The 20,844-nt window shown below is 28.6% G+C and carries 18 protein-coding genes; 8 read left to right on the forward strand and 10 right to left on the reverse strand.

The features are described from left to right. Nucleotides 1-33 precede the first annotated feature (33 nt). From ACZJV1_RS00330 to ACZJV1_RS00340, 3 genes are read right to left on the reverse strand one after another with little or no spacing between them, the layout of a single operon-like run. Nucleotides 34-1,137 carry an ABC transporter permease gene (locus ACZJV1_RS00330; protein WP_463651075.1) on the reverse strand — a complete coding sequence of 368 codons (1,104 nt, stop codon included), beginning with the start codon at nt 1,135-1,137 and terminating at the stop codon, nt 34-36. Continuing rightward, nucleotides 1,134-2,252 (reverse strand): ABC transporter permease, encoded by a 1,119-nt coding sequence (locus ACZJV1_RS00335; protein ID WP_411169384.1) that lies wholly within the window; start codon nt 2,250-2,252, stop codon nt 1,134-1,136. The genes ACZJV1_RS00330 and ACZJV1_RS00335 overlap by 4 nt, the downstream gene beginning before the upstream one ends. A gap of 12 nt (nt 2,253-2,264) precedes the next feature. Further along, the gene (locus tag ACZJV1_RS00340) at nt 2,265-3,014 is read right to left on the reverse strand and encodes an ABC transporter ATP-binding protein (protein WP_460288605.1); all 750 of its coding nucleotides are present in this window, start codon (nt 3,012-3,014) and stop codon (nt 2,265-2,267) included. A gap of 280 nt (nt 3,015-3,294) precedes the next feature. Here ACZJV1_RS00340 and ACZJV1_RS00345 point away from each other — a divergent pair, with 280 nt between their 5' ends. Next, nucleotides 3,295-3,765: a GNAT family N-acetyltransferase gene (locus ACZJV1_RS00345; RefSeq protein ID WP_460288552.1), complete on the forward strand. Its 471-nt coding sequence runs from the start codon at nt 3,295-3,297 to the stop codon at nt 3,763-3,765. A 52-nt stretch (nt 3,766-3,817) separates the two neighbouring features. Next, nucleotides 3,818-4,468: a SanA/YdcF family protein gene (locus ACZJV1_RS00350; protein ID WP_463651076.1), complete on the forward strand. Its 651-nt coding sequence runs from the start codon at nt 3,818-3,820 to the stop codon at nt 4,466-4,468. 35 nt (nt 4,469-4,503) lie between these two features. Here the strand turns inward: ACZJV1_RS00350 and ACZJV1_RS00355 are convergent, their stop codons facing one another. Together ACZJV1_RS00355 and ACZJV1_RS00360 are read right to left on the reverse strand one after the other, a co-directional pair. Next, nucleotides 4,504-4,902: a hypothetical protein gene (locus ACZJV1_RS00355; protein ID WP_411169386.1), complete on the reverse strand. Its 399-nt coding sequence runs from the start codon at nt 4,900-4,902 to the stop codon at nt 4,504-4,506. Nucleotides 4,903-4,916: 14 nt separating this feature from the next. Next, nucleotides 4,917-5,312 (reverse strand): hypothetical protein, encoded by a 396-nt coding sequence (locus ACZJV1_RS00360; protein WP_411169387.1) that lies wholly within the window; start codon nt 5,310-5,312, stop codon nt 4,917-4,919. Between the two features lie 356 nt (nt 5,313-5,668). Here ACZJV1_RS00360 and ACZJV1_RS00365 point away from each other — a divergent pair, with 356 nt between their 5' ends. The 3 genes from ACZJV1_RS00365 (at nt 5,669) to ACZJV1_RS00375 (ending at nt 8,326) form a co-directional block, all read left to right on the forward strand. After that, entirely contained in the window at nt 5,669-7,063 is a 1,395-nt protein-coding gene (locus ACZJV1_RS00365; protein ID WP_411169388.1) for an NCS2 family permease, read from the forward strand. 181 nt (nt 7,064-7,244) lie between these two features. Beyond that, a complete protein-coding gene (locus tag ACZJV1_RS00370; RefSeq protein WP_411169389.1) occupies nt 7,245-8,033 on the forward strand; it encodes an SDR family NAD(P)-dependent oxidoreductase in 789 nt (262 codons plus the stop codon). A 14-nt stretch (nt 8,034-8,047) separates the two neighbouring features. Then, on the forward strand, nt 8,048-8,326 hold the full coding sequence (locus ACZJV1_RS00375) for a hypothetical protein (protein ID WP_463651077.1): 279 nt from the start codon (nt 8,048-8,050) through the stop codon (nt 8,324-8,326). Between the two features lie 123 nt (nt 8,327-8,449). Here ACZJV1_RS00375 and ACZJV1_RS00380 read toward each other — a convergent pair whose 3' ends face one another. Together ACZJV1_RS00380 and ACZJV1_RS00385 are read right to left on the reverse strand one after the other, a co-directional pair. Next, complete coding sequence (locus tag ACZJV1_RS00380) at nt 8,450-9,634, reverse strand: ABC transporter permease (protein WP_411169391.1); 1,185 nt, start codon at nt 9,632-9,634, stop codon at nt 8,450-8,452. Beyond that, on the reverse strand, nt 9,627-10,358 hold the full coding sequence (locus ACZJV1_RS00385) for an ABC transporter ATP-binding protein (protein WP_463651078.1): 732 nt from the start codon (nt 10,356-10,358) through the stop codon (nt 9,627-9,629). The genes ACZJV1_RS00380 and ACZJV1_RS00385 overlap by 8 nt, the downstream gene beginning before the upstream one ends. 507 nt (nt 10,359-10,865) lie before the next feature. Here ACZJV1_RS00385 and ACZJV1_RS00390 point away from each other — a divergent pair. The 3 genes from ACZJV1_RS00390 to ACZJV1_RS00400 all read left to right on the forward strand — a co-directional run bounded on the left by ACZJV1_RS00390 (nt 10,866) and on the right by ACZJV1_RS00400 (nt 15,603). Beyond that, the gene (locus tag ACZJV1_RS00390) at nt 10,866-11,915 is read left to right on the forward strand and encodes a carbamoyl phosphate synthase small subunit (RefSeq protein ID WP_463651079.1); all 1,050 of its coding nucleotides are present in this window, start codon (nt 10,866-10,868) and stop codon (nt 11,913-11,915) included. A 13-nt stretch (nt 11,916-11,928) separates the two neighbouring features. Then, nucleotides 11,929-15,135: a carbamoyl-phosphate synthase large subunit gene (gene carB, locus ACZJV1_RS00395; RefSeq protein ID WP_463651080.1), complete on the forward strand. Its 3,207-nt coding sequence runs from the start codon at nt 11,929-11,931 to the stop codon at nt 15,133-15,135. Nucleotides 15,136-15,312: 177 nt separating this feature from the next. Continuing rightward, on the forward strand, nt 15,313-15,603 hold the full coding sequence (locus ACZJV1_RS00400) for a hypothetical protein (protein ID WP_463651081.1): 291 nt from the start codon (nt 15,313-15,315) through the stop codon (nt 15,601-15,603). 27 nt (nt 15,604-15,630) lie between these two features. On the opposite strand, the gene ACZJV1_RS00405 is transcribed toward ACZJV1_RS00400, so the two are convergent. From ACZJV1_RS00405 to ACZJV1_RS00415, 3 genes are all read right to left on the reverse strand, one after another. Then, entirely contained in the window at nt 15,631-16,728 is a 1,098-nt protein-coding gene (locus tag ACZJV1_RS00405; protein WP_463651082.1) for an HD-GYP domain-containing protein, read from the reverse strand. Between the two features lie 128 nt (nt 16,729-16,856). After that, nucleotides 16,857-18,752 (reverse strand): type I glutamate--ammonia ligase, encoded by a 1,896-nt coding sequence (locus ACZJV1_RS00410; protein WP_463651083.1) that lies wholly within the window; start codon nt 18,750-18,752, stop codon nt 16,857-16,859. Between the two features lie 236 nt (nt 18,753-18,988). Continuing rightward, nucleotides 18,989-20,746: a MutS-related protein gene (locus ACZJV1_RS00415; RefSeq protein WP_463651084.1), complete on the reverse strand. Its 1,758-nt coding sequence runs from the start codon at nt 20,744-20,746 to the stop codon at nt 18,989-18,991. Nucleotides 20,747-20,844: the final 98 nt, after the last annotated feature.

The following is a 20,844-nucleotide window of genomic DNA, read 5'->3' on the forward strand; positions in this document are numbered from 1 at the left end:
AATTAAAATCTACGACCTTTTAATTTTTTTGTATTATGCTCTATTCTTTAATCTATAAGATGATAATCCAAGAAGTATTACAGCAATACTAATTAATAAAGAAATTGTTGTAATTGCTTCACTTAATGGAGCACCATATAAAACATTATTATTAGTTACATTTATCCAAGTTGTTGGTACAAACTCAGATATAGTTTTTAATATGCTAGGCATAATATCTCTTGGCCAGAAACAACCACCAAGCATTGCAAAAGGTAAAATTATAAGTGTACTTATTGTTCCAGAAATTCTTAAATCTTTTGAGTGAGTAGTAATAAATACTCCAAGTGAAACTGTAAATACACCAAAGATTAAGAATAATAAGTAAAGATTTAATGGGTTATCTCCTAAGTTAAATTTAAATATAAATTTGAACATTAAGAAGTATAAAGTTACTTGAGTAAAAGTAATTACTAAAAATGATGCTAAACTTTGAAGTATATATTTAAATCTGCTTAAAGGAGTAGTGAATAGTCTAGTAAATATGTTTTTCTCTTTATCTTTTAAAATAATGTTAGTAGCTGATGTAGCTGAGAATAGCATATTTAAAACTATAAATCCCATAGCTGCAGAAGTCTTAGCCTTATTTCCTTCACCCTTATCTACACTAACATATGAAACTTTATATGAGCCTTCAGAATAATAATTTAAAGCTTTATAAAATTCATCTTCATTTCCATTAGCATTTTTAGCAAAGGATTTTAAGGTGTTAATATAACTATCTAAAGAAGTTTTAATTGCCATAGAGCTGTTACCCTCTTTAGCTTCAAAACTTGTTATTTCAGGGTTCTTACCTGATATTAAATCATTAGTATAGCCTTCAGGTATAATAATAGCATAATCAATTTCATTGTTTATTAGAGCGCTTTGTATTGTATCTTCATCATTAAAATTAACTTCTGCTTTGGAGGTAATATTATTAATAATACCTTCTGTAACAGCTGTCTTATCATTATCTATTACAGTAACTTTTAATGGAGGTGTTCCATTTGATCCTGAAAAGGCAATCAACATAAAGATAAGAGGTAATAATATTAAAAATAATATATTAGATTTTGCTCTAAATAGCCTTTTCAATGTTGTCTTAAAAATTGTCATATTCTCTCCCTCCTTCCGATTACATTCGCACCGAAGAATAATAATGCAGCTATAATCCAAAGACCAAGGATACTTAAGTACACTTCTTTAGCAGCTCCACCATATATATCTTTGAATATAGCATTTGTAGCTAAATAGTTAGGAGTTAATTTTGATAAGAAACCTAATACTCCACTAAAGTTTACCTTAACAAAACCTCCACTTAAGAAAGTAAATATAGGAACTAGTACATTTAAAAGTGCAAGTCCTATTAGACCTTTTTTAGTAGCCATACATGCAAATATTCCAAGAATTGTTGATACAACAGAAAGAGAGAAAGCTGTTAATAGTATAACAGGTATGCTACTACCAAAATTAACACCAAAGGCAAAGTTAGAAACTAAAAGCAATATTATAACTTGTAGCATTATGGTAATAACTACACCAATTCCTTCTCCAATAAACATATCTGCAAGTCTTACAGGAGATGACTTTATCTTATTTCCTACTGTACTGTAGTAGGATTTATCTATAGCAAAGTTAGCATAAATTGAACCATACATTATTATCATAACTAGCATAGTAACTGAATAATAATCTATAGCAGAAGGTTTTTTACCTGATACAGTAATAATCTCTTCCTTTAAATTATCATACTTTGTAAATGAAAAGTCTTTAGCATGTATCTTTCCTAAAGCTTCAAAAGAGTTAGCAGAAGAACTATAAGTATCTATAATACTTTTAACTATAGATACACCTAGTTGGTTATAATCAGATCCAACAACTTGAAGTTTTCCATCTAATTCTTCATCATATATAACCAATGCATCATATTTTCTATTTTGAATTAACTTTTTACCTTCATCTACAGTATCTATCTTTTTAGGTTCTATAATGTCATTAAGCTCTTTTCGATTTATGAAGTCTTCAAAAGCAGCTCCTCCTTGGGAAGCTTCATTATTTACATATAGAACATTGACCTTATCTATTGTTCTAGCTGAAAAATCTTCATTATTTTTCAATGCATTTCCAAGAATTAATATTAAAAATATAGGTATTAAAGTCATGAAAACAAGACTTTGCTTATCCCTCCAAGATTGTAGTAATCTATATTTGGCTATTGTTAGGAATTTCATAACACATCCCCCTTAATCTCTAAGGCTTCTGCCAGTTAATTGAAGGAATACTTCTTCTAGGGATGCTCTTCTGCCATCTTCAGTTTTTACTAAATCTTTAAGTTCTTCCTTAGTACCTCTTGCAATAATATTACCATGATCTACTATACAGATATCAGTACAGATGGCTTCAACTTCTTCCATATAATGAGAAGTATATATAACAGTTGAGCCTTGTTCATTTAATTTCTTAATTGTTTCAAGTATATTGTTTCTTGATTGTGGATCAATTCCAACTGTTGGTTCATCAAATATGATTAATTTAGGTTTATGAACAATAGCACAAGCTATGTTCAGTCTTCTTTTCATTCCACCAGAAAATTTAGGTGGGAAATCCTTCTTTCTATCCCATAAACCAACAAACTCTAAGGTTTCTTGTACAGCATCCTTAAGTTTCTGACCCTTTAAACCATATAATTCACCAAAGAACTTTACATTTTCTTCAGCGGTTAAATCATCTATAAGAGCTAAATCTTGAGGAACTACTCCCATATTCTTTTTTATAAAAATAGGATCATTTTTTATGCCTTTACCAAAAATTTTTACATCACCATCATATTTTGAATAAAGGCCACTTAGAATGCTAATAGTAGTTGTTTTACCAGCACCATTTGGTCCTAAAAAGCCAAAAATTTCCCCCTCTTTTATATTTAGAGAGTTAATATCTACAGCTTTAAAATCTTTATAGCTTTTTGTTAAATTTTTTATTTCAACTAACATAATTTAATCCTCCTTATGAACATTGTTCATTTAAAAATATATTAATACTATATTATAATTGTTACAAAGCTGAAAATTCATTAAAAATAAGAAATTTTCGCTATTAAAACAGTTACATGGCAGATTAGTGTCCATTTCCTTATAATATCTGATTTAGATTAATAACTATAATCAAAAGTGGGCTTAATTAAAATAAAAATTTATAGATAAAGTTCTTTCTATAAAATATAGTTTTATAATATTATAATAGTATTATATAAAATTTTTATTAAAGGAGTTTATTATGAGAAAAAAATATTTATATAAATCAAAAAGATTCAGTGATCTTACTATAGAAGAGCTATACGAAATAGCTAAAGTTAGATATGAAGTATTTGCTTGTGAGCAAAAAATAACTTGTGAAAATGATTTTGATGATAAGGATAAAGAATGTGTACATTTATTTGCTATAGATAATGAAGGTAATAAGGAAAAGATAGTTGGGTATTGTAGGTTATTACCTCCAGGGTTGGCTTATAAAGAAGCTTCTATAGGAAGAGTATTAGTTTTAAAAGAATATAGAGGGAAGAATATTGGAGCTGAAATGATGAGAGTTGCAATTAAGGAAATAGAAACTCATTATGGTAAAGATAAAATAACTATATCGGCTCAGAGTTACATAAAAGGGATGTATGAGAGGGTAGGCTTTAAGCAAGTATCTGATGAGTATGATGAAGCAGGAATTTCTCACATAAAAATGAAGTTTGGAATATAATATTTTAGAGAGTAGTATGAGAAAATTTAAAAGAGGTAAATAGGTAAAAGTTATGATTACTATTTTAGTATTTATAATAATATGTATAATAACTACATTAGCTACCATTTTTAGAGTACGAAGTTATAAAAAGTATATATATAATATAGAAGACATTCCTAAGAAACATGATGTTATTATAGTTTTAGGAGCTGGAGTAAGAGCTGATGGTACTCCTTCAGATATACTAGCTGATAGATTGGAAACATCAGTGGATGTATATAGTAAAGATATGGATAAAATCTTACTTTTATCTGGAGACCATGAAGAAGACGGTTATAATGAAGTAAGAGTTATGAAAGATTATGTTATGAAGTATAATTTAGATGAAAAAAGAATATTTATGGATCATGCGGGCTTTAGCACATATGATACCATGTATAGAGCAAAGAAAATATTTAAAATAAATAAAGCAGTAATAGTAACTAATGAGTATCATTTGCCAAGAGCAATATATATAGCAAGAAAATTGGGGATAGATGCATATGGAGTGGCATCAGATATAAGAGAATATGAGTTAATGGATAAATATAGAAAAAGAGAATTACTAGCTCAATTAAAGGATTTTATTTATGTAAATATATTAAAGCCAAAGCCTAAATTTTTAGGAGAAGCTATGCCTATAAATAATTCTGATGGAAGAATTACTGATGATAACAAATAAACTCGGTAAGTATTTTTTACCGAGTTTATTCTTTATTATCTGTAATTAATAGGATCATCATGTGTTATACGTGTTGCAGAAAAGATTAACTGTTCATTTTCTTCAGTTATATCAATAACTAAAGGTCTTATATCAGTAAGAGTTATATTACCCTGTATAACAGAGCTATAATTTGTTCCATTTAACACATAATTAAAAATTAAATCTGATTTTTCCATTACTGGTGGAGGACATACTTCTTCACTAGTATTATTACTCATTGCATTTATAGTTCCTAACTTAATAGGATGCCCACCTATACCAGTGTGTTCAATAGTTGCTTCCTCTAACTTTTTAGAAGTATGATTTTTTATATAAACAATTGTATTACGCTTATTAAGACCACTTGCCCAAATTAAGTTTGGTACTGGTATTTTTTGCACTTCTCTTTTCATATTAATCCTCCTAACTAAATTTGATCAATATCATTATGAGTTATACGTGTTGCAGTAAATACTAACTCTCCATTTTCTTCAGTTATATCAATAACTAAAGGTCTTATATCAGTAAGAGTTATATTACCGTGTATAACGGAGCTATAATTTGTTCCATTTAACACATAATTAAAAATTAAATCTGATTTTTCCATCACTCGTGAAGGGCATATTTCTTCATTAATATCATTACTCATTGCCTTTATAGTTCCTAACTTAATAGGATGCCCACCGATACCGGTTCGTTCAATAGTTGCTTCCTCTAAATTGTTAGAAGTGTAGTTTTTTATATAAATAATTGTGTTATCCATACTAAGGCCAGTTCCCCAAATCAATATAGGCACTGGTATTTTTTGTGCTTCTCGTTTCATAGTAATTCCTCCTAAATGGTAAAATATTTTACATTATATACATATTATACCATCTTAAAATTGTATTGCAAACATTATAATTAGATTTGAAATATTATATCGGAGGTTTATAGTTTTAATTTAAATTATAGTATTAAAAGTAGTATGTTGAATAGGTTTCAAAATTTAAAGACTCAACATAATATTCGTGTTTTTAGAAAGGGAATTAAAAAACAGCACATATATATAGCTTAAAAGTTTTTATTAAGATAAAATTTTAGCGAAATTTATAAAAAACAAAAAATATAATTGTCAAAATACGAATAAAATGATATTATAATAATACAATATTCGAATTATAATTAAGGGGGCTCTTTATGGAAAAGTTTTTTAAACTAAAAGAAAATGGAACTGATGTAAAAACAGAATTAGTTGCTGGATTAACTACTTTTTTAACTATGGCATATATATTATTTGTAAATCCATCAATTCTATCTTTAACGGGAATGGATAAGGGAGCAGTTTTTGTAGCAACGATTATTGCAGCAGCTATAGGAACTTTAGTTATGGGGCTAGTAGCAAATGTTCCTTTTGCTCAAGCACCTGGAATGGGATTAAATGCATTCTTTACATTTACTGTAGTATTAGGTCTTGGTTTCACATGGCAACAAGCTTTAGCTATGGTTTTTATTTGCGGAATTATAAATATAATAATTACTACTACTAAGATAAGAAAAATGATTATTCAAGCTATTCCAGAATCACTTCAATATGCTATATCAGGTGGAATAGGTTTATTTATTGCTTATATAGGAATTAAACAAGCCCATTTCTTAAACTTCACTGGCGAAGGTGTAAATCAAATATTTGCTTCCCAAAATTCATCAGGTTACAGCGATATATTACCATCATTAACCAGTTTTAAAGATCCAGTAGCTCAATTAGCATTAATTGGACTTATAATAACAATTGTTTTGATGCTATTAAAACTTAAAAGTGCAATTTTAGTAGGGATACTTTCAACAACGGTAATAGGTATATTTATGGGAGTTACTCAAGTTCCAGACTTTTCTCAAATTAGCTTCAGCATTCCAAGTATAGCACCAACATTTTTAAAACTAGATTTTGCAGGATTATTTAGTGATCCAGCTAAGATATTTTTAGTTTTTACAACTGTATTTGCTTTTTCTTTATCAGATACATTTGACACTATAGGAACATTCTTAGGAACAGGAAGAAAAGCAGGAATATTTGATGACAATGATGAAAAGTTATTTGCAGAAGGGAATAATTTCTCATCAAAGCTTGAAAGAGCATTGTTTGCAGATGCAACTGCAACTTCAATTGGAGCATTATTGGGTACAAGTAATACGACAACTTATGTAGAAAGTGCATCAGGAATAAGTGAAGGTGGAAGGACTGGATTAACATCAGTAACAGTTGCAATTCTTTTCTTATTATCATTATTTATAGCTCCAATAATGGGTATGGTTCCTGCTGCAGCAACAGCACCAGCTTTAATAGTTGTTGGGATATTAATGATGGAATCATTCAAAAATATTGATTGGAGTATATTTGAGGTAGCTATGCCAGCATTCTTTATAGTAACATTTATGCCATTTACTTATAGTATTTCAAATGGAGTGGCAGCTGGATTTGTATCTTATTGCATAGCTAAAATAGTAAAAAAGGAAATGAAAGATGTTCATCCAATAATGTATATTGTAAGTGCATTATTCTTAATAAACTTTATAATAAATGGGATAAAGTAAATATTATTTTCATTATATATTAGATAAACTTAGTAAAATGGAGAGGGGGTAACCTTTCTCCATTTTTTTATGTCAAATGGCTAATTATATAATATATTCTCCCTTTATTTAATATTTATATATTGGAAGCTATATGGTATATTTAAATATAAATTTTAATAAATTTTATGGAGGATTTTTTATGGGTAAGCCGTATGGTAGGAGCTGCGTATTAATAACAGGAGCTACTGCTGGGATTGGATATGAGTTAGCAAAGTTATATGCTAATGATGGAAACAACTTAATTCTAGTTGCAAGAGATGAGGAGAGGCTAGAGGTAGTTAAAGAGGAATTAATATTATTATATAATATTAATGTTTATAGTATATCTTTAGATTTAGCTGAGGATAACTCTTGTGAAAAACTATTAAATTTTGTTGATAAAAAAAATTTAACTGTGGATATTTTAATTAATAATGCAGGATTAGGATCCTTTGGTTACCTAAGTGAAATAGAAATTGAAAAAGAACTTAAATTAATAGATGTAAATATAAGAGCTTTAACAGAGTTAACCAAATTATTTTTACCAATAATGATAAGCCATGGAGAAGGTTCAATAATGAATGTTTCATCTACAGCAGCTTTTTGTGCAGGGCCTAAAATGGCAAATTATTATGCATCTAAAGCATATGTACTTAATTTCACAGAGGCTATATATGAAGAACTTAAAGGAACTGGAATAAAAATTAGCTGTTTATGTCCAGGCCCTGTAAGTACTGCTTTTCAAGATAAAGCTGGAATAAGAAAAAAAGAAAGTGCTAAAAAAGCTTTAATGACACCAAGAAAGGTAGCAGAAATTGCTTATAAGGACTTTAAAAAGGGAAAGTTAATAATAATTCCTGGTTTTAAAAACAAGTTAATAGTTACCTTAAATAAGGTTATACCTAGAAGCTTATCGAGAAAGATAATTTTAATGATGAATAAGGGATAGGTGAATTAATTTTTATGTATAAAAAACACAAAGAAGAAATTTTGAGTTTATACGAAACACTTATAGAAAATGGAGTTGTATTTTACTATGGAAGCGAAGTTATACCTACAGGAGAGATAACAAGCTTTGACATAAATGATGAAGGAATCATTAATATAGAAGTAGATGGATTTGAAACATATGAAATTACATTAGATGAATTTCAAGAATGTCATTCAAAGGAAGGCGCGAATTATCATAATTGGCCTGATATAAGAAAGTTTGATTTGAAAATACAAGAGATAAATAATTAAGAATTAATAATGAGAGAATTTTAAAAAAGATTAAGTAAAATCAATTAAAAAATGCTAAAAACTATCTAAGTTTTTAGCATTTTTTAATTTTATAACAATTTTATAATTAACTAATATATTTTTCTAATTTCTAAAGATAACTTCTTCTTTAGAGAACATAAACTTAGCAAATAATATAGATGCTACTATATAAACTATATGCCAAGTAACAACTATAGCTATATGTTTAATATCAAATATTCCAACGGTAAATTCCTTCATTAAACAAATTGCATTTGTTATAGGTATATTGAAAAATGCTGGATTTATTCCCTTAGCGTCCATCATATAAGGCAAGAAGGCTAAAATCATAGTTGGCATAGTAATAGCAGCTAAATATGAGTTTGCTTCTTTAGTTGATCTTGCATATATACTTACTGAAATTTGTAATGCAGCTAAAGTAACTAAAACTAAAGCTCCAACTATAAGCATTCCAAGTACAGTTTTTGGAGTAATCGTAAAGTTAACCTCTTCACCAAATGTCATAAATTTCTGCATTGAAATAACCATTGCTGTAAGGTTTGCCATTAAAGCTATAAAGGAAACTGTACATAAAGCTGCTATTTTACCCCAAAGCAAAGAATATCTCTTAGCAGAGGTTGAAAGAAGTGGTTCAAAAGTAAATCTTTCCTTTTCACCAGCACCAAGGTCAGCAGCCATACCAACAGTAGAAGATACCATAAGAATTACTATTAAGGTTGGAATCATTGTAAGAAGCATTGCAGCCCCACCATTAACATCTTCACTATCAGTGTTTATTCCAGATTTCACAGAGACTTCAAATGGAGTTAATATAGATGAATCTATGCCTTTATCTGATAATCTTTGTTCAACTATAGACTTTTTATAGCCTTCATAGACCTCACTTATCATGCCACTTGCAATCATAGATTTATTTGACTCTTCATCTATTAAAAGCTCTATAGTGTCATTTTTTCCTAAAGATATATTTTTATCAAAGTTTTCAGGTATTTTTACTATAATCTGAATATCTCCATTTTTTAGAGCTTCACTTGGTGAAGAAACTTCAGGAGTTTTGATATTATCTAATGATGTTATAGCCTTAGCCATAGATGAATTTTTATCACCATCTATGAATATATTAATTTCTTTTTGAACATCTGATTGAGTTTTTTCCATTGCAGAAGACATAAATTTGAACATTATAGGATAAATAAGAATAGGAAGTATTAGAGTAAATACTAATGTTTTTTTATCTCTTATAATGTCCGTCAATTCTTTCTTTAAAACTGTTAAAAAATTACTCATTAGATTTACCTCCTATAAGTTTTAAGAATGTTTCTTCTAAATCTTCATTATTATATTCTTCCTTTAAATGACTTAAAGTACAATTTTCTATTAGCTTTCCTTTATTTATTATTACAACTCTATCACATAGCTTTTCAACTTCTTTCATTGAGTGACTGGAAAATAATATTATTTTATTTTCAGCTTTACATTGAAGTATAAAGTCTTGTACTATTCTAGCAGCACTAACATCTAAACCAGTAGTTGGTTCATCAAATAGCATAACTGATGGGTTATGAACTATTGAACGAGCAATTGATATTTTTTGTTTCATACCTCTAGAATATTTTCCAACAGGCTTGTCTATATATTCCTCCATACTAAAGCTTCTAGCTAGAGCATTTATTCTATCATCAGCTTCTTTTTTATTCATTCCATAAAGATTAGCAAAGTATCTAATATTTTCTCTACCACTTAATCTATCATACAAGCCTACATCTCCACCGAATAAAATACCTATTTCTTTTCTAACTTTTTCAGGATTTGATTTTACATCAATTTCATTTACTTTAATTTCTCCCTCTGTTATTTCTAACATAGTTGAAATCATTCTTAGTGTTGTTGTTTTTCCTGCTCCATTTTCTCCAAGTAGGCCAACAATTTCTCCTTTATCAACAGAAAAGGATAAACTATCAACTACCTTAGACTTCTTAAATTTCTTACTAACATTATTTAGTTTAAGCAAAATATTACCTCCCCATAAGTTTGCGGTATTTTATATAACTTTAAGAGTTATAATGTACAATATTATAGCACTGAGAATTATTGTTTTCAATATAAATATAGAATATTTTTACAAAAGGTATATTTAATGTTAGGTATAAGCAAAGCTATTAATATTTTAAAAAGTATGTTTATAATAACCATATTAAATTTTCTTGACATATATTTATATAAAATATAGAATATTATCAAAAAGATAAATAATTTTTAAATAAAGTTAAAAAGTACACTTTAAATTGGTCCTGTGAGGCCAGAAAGGGAGTATATAATTATGTTATATTTATATTTACAAAATAATTGCATAGCTATGTCAGTAAGGACGTTTTCTAATGCTGATATTAAGTATATAAGGATAGTAGGGAGAAAATATAGTTAAATTTCTCCTTAGTATCCTTTTATTTTTAGATAAGTAGAGCTTTTGTAAAGTGTATTTTTAGCTAAACATATTTAATTTTGAGGAGGACTAAATATGAAAGCAAAACTAATATTAGAGAATGGAATGACTTTTGAAGGTAAAGCCTTTGGATATTTAAAAGACAGCATAGGAGAAGTAGTATTTACTACAGGAATGACAGGCTATCAAGAAGTTTTAACAGATCCATCATATTATGGACAAATAGTTACAATGACTTATCCTCTTATAGGAAACTATGGAATCAATTTAGAGGATATGGAATCAAAATCACCAAAGGTTAAGGGTTTCATAGTTAGAGAAAAATGTAATTTTCCAAATAATTTTAGATGTGAAATGGATCTTGAAAATTACTTAAAGCAAAATAAGATAATTGGATTAGAAGGTATAGATACGAGAGCATTAACAAAGGTATTAAGGAATTACGGAACTATGAAAGGGATGATTTCTTTAGAAGAGGTTACTTTAGAAGATGTAAAAGAAAGAATAACTTCTTTTTCAAATAAAGACGCTGTTAGTATAGTAAGCACTAAAGAAAAGTATTCAATAGAAGGTGAAGGAAAGCATGTTGCAATAGTTGACTTTGGAATAAAAGAAAATATAATAAGAAATTTCAAAAATAGAGGCTGTAAATTAACAGTTTTTCCTATGAATGCAACAGCAGAAGAAATTTTAGAAGTAAATCCAGACTTAGTGTTTTTATCAAATGGACCAGGGGATCCAGAGGACTTAGGAGATGTAATAGAAAATATTAAAAAATTAGTAGGAAAGAAACCTATAGTAGGTATATGTTTAGGACATCAGCTTTTAGCATTAACTTTAGGTGGTAAAACTACTAAGTTGAAGTTTGGACACAGAGGATGTAACCATCCAGTTAAAGATTTAGAAGAAAATAAAGTTCATATTACATCACAAAATCATGGATATGTAGTAGAGACTCTACCAAATAATGTTGTAGCAACACATTTAAATATAAATGATGGAACAATTGAAGGAATGAAGCATGCAACACTTCAAATATTCTCAGTTCAATTTCATCCAGAAGCAGCAGCAGGCCCAAAGGATAGCGAATATATATTTGATAAATTTATGAAATATGCACTATAGGAGGATTTTAGATATGCCATTAAATAAAGATATAAAAAAAGTTTTAGTTATAGGATCGGGTCCAATAGTTATAGGTCAAGCTGCAGAGTTTGATTATTCAGGAACTCAGGCTTGCCAAGCACTTAAAGAGGAAGGAATAGAAGTAGTTTTAGTTAATTCAAACCCAGCGACTATTATGACTGATGCAGAAATTGCTGACAAGATATATATAGAACCATTAACTGTAGAATTTTTAGAAAAAGTTATAGATAAGGAAAGACCAGATAGTTTACTTACAGGAATGGGTGGTCAAACAGGACTTAACCTTGCAGTAGATTTACATGAAGCAGGAATACTTGAAAAGTATAATGTAAAAGTAATTGGTACATCTATTCAATCAATAAAAGAAGGCGAAGATAGAGAGCTTTTTAGAAATATGATGAATAGAATAAATGAACCAGTTATACAAAGTGAAATAATAACTGAAATGGAAGCAGGAGTAGCGTATGCTTCAATTATAGGATATCCAGTAATAGTTAGACCGGCTTATACACTAGGGGGAACAGGTGGCGGAATAGCTGAGAATGAAGCGGAGCTTAGAGAAATATTAGCTTCAGGATTACAATTAAGTACAATAGGACAAGTTCTTTTAGAAAAGTCAGTTAAGGGATGGAAAGAAGTAGAGTACGAAGTTATGAGAGACTCTTATGGAAACTGCATAACTGTATGTAACATGGAAAACATAGACCCAGTTGGAATACATACAGGAGATAGTATAGTAGTAGCACCATCACAAACTTTATCAGATAAAGAATACCAAATGCTTAGAACATCAGCAATAAATATAATAAATGCAGTAGGAATAGAAGGTGGATGTAACGTACAGTTTGCATTAAATCCAAATTCATTTGAGTATGCAGTAATAGAAATAAATCCAAGAGTTTCAAGGTCATCAGCTCTTGCATCTAAGGCGACAGGATATCCAATAGCAAAACTTGCAGCTAAAATAGCTTTAGGTTATGGATTAGATGAAATAAAAAATGCTGTAACTCAAAAAACATATGCTTGTTTTGAGCCAACATTAGATTACGTAGTAGTTAAAATTCCAAAATGGCCTTTTGATAAGTTCTTTACTGCTGATAGAGCCTTAGGAACTAAGATGATGGCAACTGGAGAAATAATGGCTATAGGCGCAAACCTAGAAGCAGCACTATTAAAAGGAATAAGAAGCTTAGAAATAGGAAAGTATTCTTTAGATCATCCAAAGTTTAAAGAATTAAGTATCCAAGAATTAAAATCAATAGTAGTTAAGCCAGACGATGAAAGATTATTTGCTTTAGCAGAAATGATAAGAAGAGATTATAGAATCGAAAGTATAGCAAAAATTACAGGAATAGATATATTCTTCTTAGAAAAGTTTAAATGGATTGTTGAGGAAGAAACAAGATTAAAGTTAAGTAAGATAGAAGATTTAGATAAAGAATGGTTATTAAATTTAAAGAAAAAAGGATTCTCAGATAAAGCTATAGCAGATATGCTTAGAGTTAGTCCAGATGATGTATATAGATTAAGAAGCATTTGGAACATAAAGCCTGCATATAAGATGGTTGATACTTGTGGAGGAGAATTTGAAGCTTTATCACCATATTATTACTCAACATATGAGCAATTTGACGAAGTAGAAGTATCAGATAAAAAGAAGGTAATAGTTATAGGATCAGGTCCTATTAGAATAGGACAAGGAATAGAGTTTGACTATGCTTCAGTTCACTGTGTAATGGCATTAAAGAAGATGGGAATTGAAACTATAATAGTAAATAATAACCCAGAAACAGTGAGTACTGATTTTAATATTTCAGATAAGCTATACTTTGAACCACTAACAGAGGAAGATGTATTAAACATAATAGAAAAAGAAAATCCGTATGGAGTTATACTTCAATTTGGTGGTCAAACAGCTATTAAGCTTGCTAATTTCTTAAAGGAAAAAGGAATTAAAACTTTAGGAACTACAGCAGATCAAATAGATATGGCTGAAGATAGAGAAAAATTTGATGCTTTATTAGAGGAGTTAGCAATTGACAGACCAAAAGGTAAGGGAGTTTGGACTATAGAAGAAGGATTAGAAGAAGCAAGAAGATTAGGATTCCCAGTACTAGTAAGACCTTCATATGTTTTAGGTGGTCAAGGGATGGAAATAACTTTTGATGAAGAAGAATTAACATACTATCTAAAAAATGCATTTATAAAAGATAGAAAAAATCCTATATTAGTAGATAAATACTTAATGGGTAGAGAAATTGAAGTAGATGCCATATCAGATGGAGAAGAAATACTAATACCTGGAGTAATGGAACACTTAGAAAGAGCAGGAGTTCACTCTGGAGACTCAGTTACAATGTACCCAAGTCAAAATATTAGTGATGATATAAAAGCTAAGGTTTTAGATTACACAAAAAAATTAGCAGTAGCTATAGGAATTAAGGGTATGATAAATATTCAGTTCATCGAATTTGAAGGAGAGCTTTATATAATAGAAGTAAATCCAAGAGCTTCAAGAACAGTTCCATACATTAGCAAGGTAAGTAAGGTGCCAATAGTAGATTTAGCTACTAAGGTAATGCTTGGTAATAAATTAAGAGATTTAGGATACGGTGTCGATATATATCCAGAGCCAGAATTAGTATCAGCTAAGGTTCCTGTATTCTCAACTCAAAAATTACCTAAGGTTGAAGTGTCATTAGGACCAGAAATGAAATCTACAGGAGAAGTTTTAGGTGTAGGTAGAAATGTATTAGAAGCACTTTATAAAGGTTTTGTAGGTGGAAGTATGTATCCTTCAAATAGAGAGGGTAAAATATTAGCAACTATAAATAAGCATGATAAAGAAGAGTTTTTACCAATAGCTAAAATGTTATCAGATGTAGGATATAAATTTGTAGCAACAAAAGGAACAGCTAGGCTATTAAGAGATGCAGGAATAGATGCTGAAGAAGTTAGAAAGCTAAATGAAGAAACTCCAAATATACTAGATATGGTTAAGAATAAAGAGGTAGATTTAGTAGTTAATACACCTACAAAGGGAAATGACTCTAAGAGAGATGGATTCTTAATTAGAAGAGCTGCTGTGGAGCGTAATATAGGAGTTATAACAGCTTTAGATACTTTAAAAGCAATAGCTGAGGTTAAAGTAGCTGGAATTGATAAGAAGGACTTAGAAGTATTTAATATAGTAGAATAGTTAAAAAGTGGTGAATTTATTCACCACTTTTTTGTGTAAAATTATTATGAAATTAGTATCATAATTACAAAAAATAAAAATTTCGAAATTTATATAGAAAGTTTTCTACAAGTATTGACATAAAACGTACGTTCGTATAATATGATTATAGAACTTATGTTTGGTTGGAGGGTAATTATGAATAATGATATTTTTGTAAAATTAAATTATAAGACAATGGGAGAATTTAAGAGCTTAATTATAGATAGACAGCATATAGATAAAGAAAGTGCAAAGTACTTAATGTGCACAGGAAAATATGATAAAAATGGATGGACTTTTATATTCAAAGCAAATAGTATAAAAGAAGCTGAAGATTTTATAAATAATAATTCATTAAGAGCAAAAAGAAATAGTATTAAAAATGTTTTAAATAATAATATAACTATAATAGATAGGGAAAAAGTTCATATACCAGCATGGATATAAAAAATAAGGCAGAGTAAAACCTCTACCTTAATATGATTTTGATATGTTTTTTTCTACACCACATATAACTAAAGATAATTCATCTATTAAACTTATAGTAACTCCTTCTTTATCCTTTAGGCTACTTTTTACTATTTTAACATTTGGTCTTAAAGGGAAATTACGGAAGGTTTGTTGAACTACACCTAAATCGCCATTACTTAATCTAATGACTGTTCCATTTGGAAATGGAACAATGACTCTAGAAAATACTTTAACCATTTCGAAATCAAATATTGTGTTAGCGTGACTCATTATATACTCTAGTGCATCACTAGCGCACATAGGTTGAATATAATATTTCTCAGATGTTAATGTGTCGTACACATCAGCAATTGAAACTATTCTAGCTAATTTATTTATTTGATTTCCAATTAAGCCTTTAGGGTATCCTAAACCATCGATTCTTTCGTGATGTTGTAAAATTATCATTTTACTATCATTATGCAAAAAATCTTTATCTTTTAAATAACAATAACCTTTTTCACAGTGACTTTTCATTAACTCAAATTCATCATAAGTTAAAGGATCTTCCTTGGCTACAATTTCTTTTTCTATAAAGGCCTTACCTATATCATGCAACAATGCTCCAATGCATAAATTTAAAAGCTCATCTCTATTTAGATTTAAACTTATTCCAACAACTAATGATATAAGAGCAACATTTATAGAATGCGAATAAGTATTTAAATGTAAATTTTTAATATCTACTAAATAATATATTACGTTTTCATTAGATAAAATACTGTTTAAAAGATCCTCAGCCAGTAGGTGAATAGATTTTAAATAAGAATCATCCTTTTCTGAATCAGCTTTTATGGAATCTATGCAACTAACATTATCAAAGGTGCTTTTTATTAGTTCTGAAGCCTTTTTTCTAAGTTCCGGTTTTATTATATTTTCTATTTCTTCATTACTTACATCATCAATAACATATAATGAAGTTATATTTAAGCTTCTAAGCTTTCTTATTAAACTATTCGTTAGTATAGATCCTGAATTTAATAAAACTCTTCCTTCAATATCATATAGAGTTTTACCAATGTATGAATTAGCCCTAATACTTTCTAAAGGAATAAGCCTCATATTTTACACCTCTATTTCATATTTGTATATATTATATCAATTTTAGTAATATATTACTAGCATTTACATAATGATATTACTGCATAAAAAAAGTTAAGCTCATTGCTTAACTTTTTTATAGATTTAATTTATATATCTAATAAATTTTTTGTATAGTTATCATAAAGATTTCTTAAAGTTTTCATTTTATCCTCTAGTTCAAGATATAAATCAGAAGCTAGAGAGTAGTTTTCATTGGCTAAAGCTTCTTTTATACGAGAGAATAAGCTTTTATTTGTATAAGTATCCTTCATTATATAGTGTCTTAGATCATTTATAGTCATCCAATTTGATACATCTAAATCTAAAGCAGCATTAGAATGAAGTTTTTTAAAGCTCCTGATTTCAGATGAGTGGTTTAATATAACTCTATGAACTATGTCAGTCATCCATCTTTGGATTATAGCAAGCTTAAAGCTATTTATTAGTTTATCACTAAAAACATCATTTCTTTTTAATATATTTAACTTTTCATGATATTTATCCAATTGAAGTAAATTCTCATATACAGTGGCAGGTGCCTTACCAAAATATTCATTTCTTTCCTCATCAGAATAGAATTCAAATACATCTTCCTCACTTCTATAAGCTCTAGATTTTTCTAGGTATTTAGCTTCTTCGCCAGGTTTTTTAGATAATTCAGCTAAAAGTTCTTCTTCCGTTCTATCATTTTCAAGAGCATACATTATTCCATCAAGCATTGCCATATATGACACTGAAAGAGCAAGGTAAATATTTGTATGAGGATTAGGTGATCTAAGCTCAAATCTAGTTGCTAATGGGTTCATTAAATCTCTTATTAACCCTATTAATATAGTTCTATTTCTTGAAGGGTTATCAGGAGATACCCCAAGTGATGTTACTATACATATAGGAGCTTCAAAACCAGGCTTTAATCTTTTAAAGGCCCCATTAGTAGAAGAAATAAATGGGTTCATAATTTCATAATTTTTTAATACTCCCATTATTGCTCCATAACCTATGCAGCTTAAGAAATCCTCCTTAGTCGCATGGAATAGATTTATTCTCTTTCCATTCTTAAGTTTTAAACTAACTCCTAGGTGAATATGCATACCTGATCCTGCAACATCATCTATAGGTTTTGCTTTGAATGTAACATCTAATCCATGTCTTCTAAATGTTTCTTGAATAAGGATTTTAACAAATATTTCATTATCAGCAGCTTGAATAGCATCACTATACTTCCAGTCAACTTCAAGTTGCTCCATTATATGATTAAATTGTCCATTAGCATCAAGTTTGGATTTAACTCCACCAACTTCTTTATGACCCATTTCAGGTTCAAATCCGTATTCTTCCATAAGCAATAAGGTTTCTTCAAGAGAAGTTCTTACAGCTCCTTTAGTTCTAGTCCAATATTGTTCTTGTAATACTTCAGATGTAGATAGCTCCTCAATATGTGCTTTTTCATTTGGAGTATTAACCCAAAATTCCAATTCTGAAGCTGAAGTAATCACGATTTGATCAATATCATCAAATTTAATTTTAAATGGTTCCAAAGTTTCTGGTTTATTTTTAAAGATATCTAAAAGAGTTGATTTAAAGGTGTTTACTACTGAAGTAAGGGTGTTTCTTGAACATACTGCTTTATTATTATGAATTAGAAATGAAGGGATTCTAAGAGTACCAACAGGCTTGTTAGTAGAAGTGTCAATGTGGTCGAAATTATAGTCAACAAACCAATTAGCATTAAGATCTGCAACCATATCTACTTTTGCATCATTTAGTGTTGCGATTCCAGGAAGTACAACTGAAGAACCATCTGTTTGAATTGCAACTCCATTTAAAAATGAGTCAATGTCGTCTAAAAATAATCTTGCAGGAATTTTTTCGTCGGTATCATTACCTGATAAATCTATTCCAACAATAGATACAAATTTTATTTCAGGATGGTCTTTAAAGATTTTAAATAAGTCTTCTTTATTGTGTTTTGCTTTGGGAATTGTAAAAATTAAATCTTTCATAAAAAGCTTCCTTGCCGAAATATAACAAGGAAAATTCACTTCCTTTCTGTTTTAATTCGAATATTCAACTGGTATAGACATCATAACATTCGTGAATTTCTTTAATTTATAAAGAAATTCTATTATATACACCGTATGATGTCAATAATTAATTTTATAAAGTGAGCAAAAATATTTCACTAAAAATAGAAAGAGAAATAGAGAGAGTTTTAAACATAAAACTCTCTCTATTTCATTTATATTTTATTTAAAGAAATATTTTTAATTGAACTTTTTATTATTTCATCTGGATATCCTAAAAATTCTAATAATTTTATAGCATTGCCTGTATTACAAATACCTTCTTTTAGTTTAAAATCAAAAACCAAGCCTTCTTTTTTATCAACATTCTCACAGAAGTAATACCTTAAATACTTATCATCGCAAGTTTCAGCTAATTCTAAATCATGGGTTGCAACAATTGAAAGTGCATTTCTATTCATAATATATTTTAATATTTGCTTAGATGTTGCAATTCTTTCAATTGGATTTGTTCCTTTAAAAATTTCATCAATTATACAAAATGCAGGGATTTCATCTTCTAATGAATTTAGAATTCTAAGCACTGCATTACATTCTTCTAAATAGTAGCTAGTCCCTGATAAAACATCATCAGAAATACTAAGAGAAGAAATTACTCTAAAGAAAGATGCTTTATATTCATCACATAAGCATGTATAAATAGATTGAGATAGTAGTATATTTAAAGCTAAAGTTCTCATAAATGTAGATTTACCTGACATATTAGAGCCAGTTAAAATTACCCCTTTTTTATTTAGATATATACTATTAGGCACTCCTTTCTCTAATAAAGGGTGAAGTGCATTTTTTACTTCAAAAAATTTATCTTCATTATTTACAAATGTAGGTAAACAATAATTTTTAACTCTACTTCTATATGAAGCTATAGAAATATAAGCTTCTATTTTTCCAACAAGTGCATAAATTTCTATTAAAGATTGTCTATTTTCTTTTATTATATTGATTATAGAGTAATAAGATCTTATTTTAGTTAAAAATAATGCATTTATAGTTTCAAGAAATATATCTAGTTCCCCTTGGGTATATATAAATAATGTTTTTCTATCTATTTTTGAAAAAGGAGCTAATTTTTCCTTTATTATATTTATATCTTCATTTAATGCAGGATCTTCTATTTTATATAGTTCTTTAGCAGTCCTAATAAAATTTCCTAAGTACTGAAGAGAGGTAAGCTCGTATTCTATTTCAGAAGCTGTCTTCATTGAAATTAACATGTACATAACAAATATACCAAAAAACATTGCAATCTTATCAGAGCCATCAATTAAAAACCAAATTAATACTGCAACAGCAGATAAGGCTATAAAATTGTACAATAATATTTTTAATCTATTAACAATTGCATCAGTATTAAATAGGTTGAAAATTTCACCTTTTTTTTGTCTTCCTAAGTTAGAGTATATTTGCTGAATATTACCCCTTAAATTTTTGTCGTTTTTAAGTTTTTCGATTATTTTATTTCTTTTCTCTAATTCTTCTATATTTGTTTTAGGAGTTCTTAAGATGTAATATAACATTTGCTCACCAGGAGTAGATGAGCAGATACTTATATTTTTTATTAATTCATCTATATTTAAATCATGAGCTGTTTGATCATCTATATTATGAAAGTTAGACTCATTTAATGATTCTGGGCCGTATTCCTCATAGAATTTATGTATTTTTTTAAAATCAAATTTAGCATCATAAGCATCTGGCCAAGAAGAAATTAAATAGTTTATTTCTTGCATCTTTTTTAACTTGTCAAAAAGTTTAGAGGATATGAGTACAAATATAATAAATAATATTATTCCTATTTGATATATTCGTCCACCTAAATGAGGCCCCATATTAAATGTAAAGTAAATTGTAAGTATCGATAAGAATATAAAAAAGTAAGTAAAAAGCCTGTAAATTAATAAATTTTTTTTCAAAATACCACCCCTATTACATAATTTGTATATTTTATTATAATATAACATAAAGCTAAAAAATAGATTTATAAGAATAATTTGTTAATATTGGCGCCATA

This window comes from Clostridium sp. LS3 (assembly GCF_055330225.1).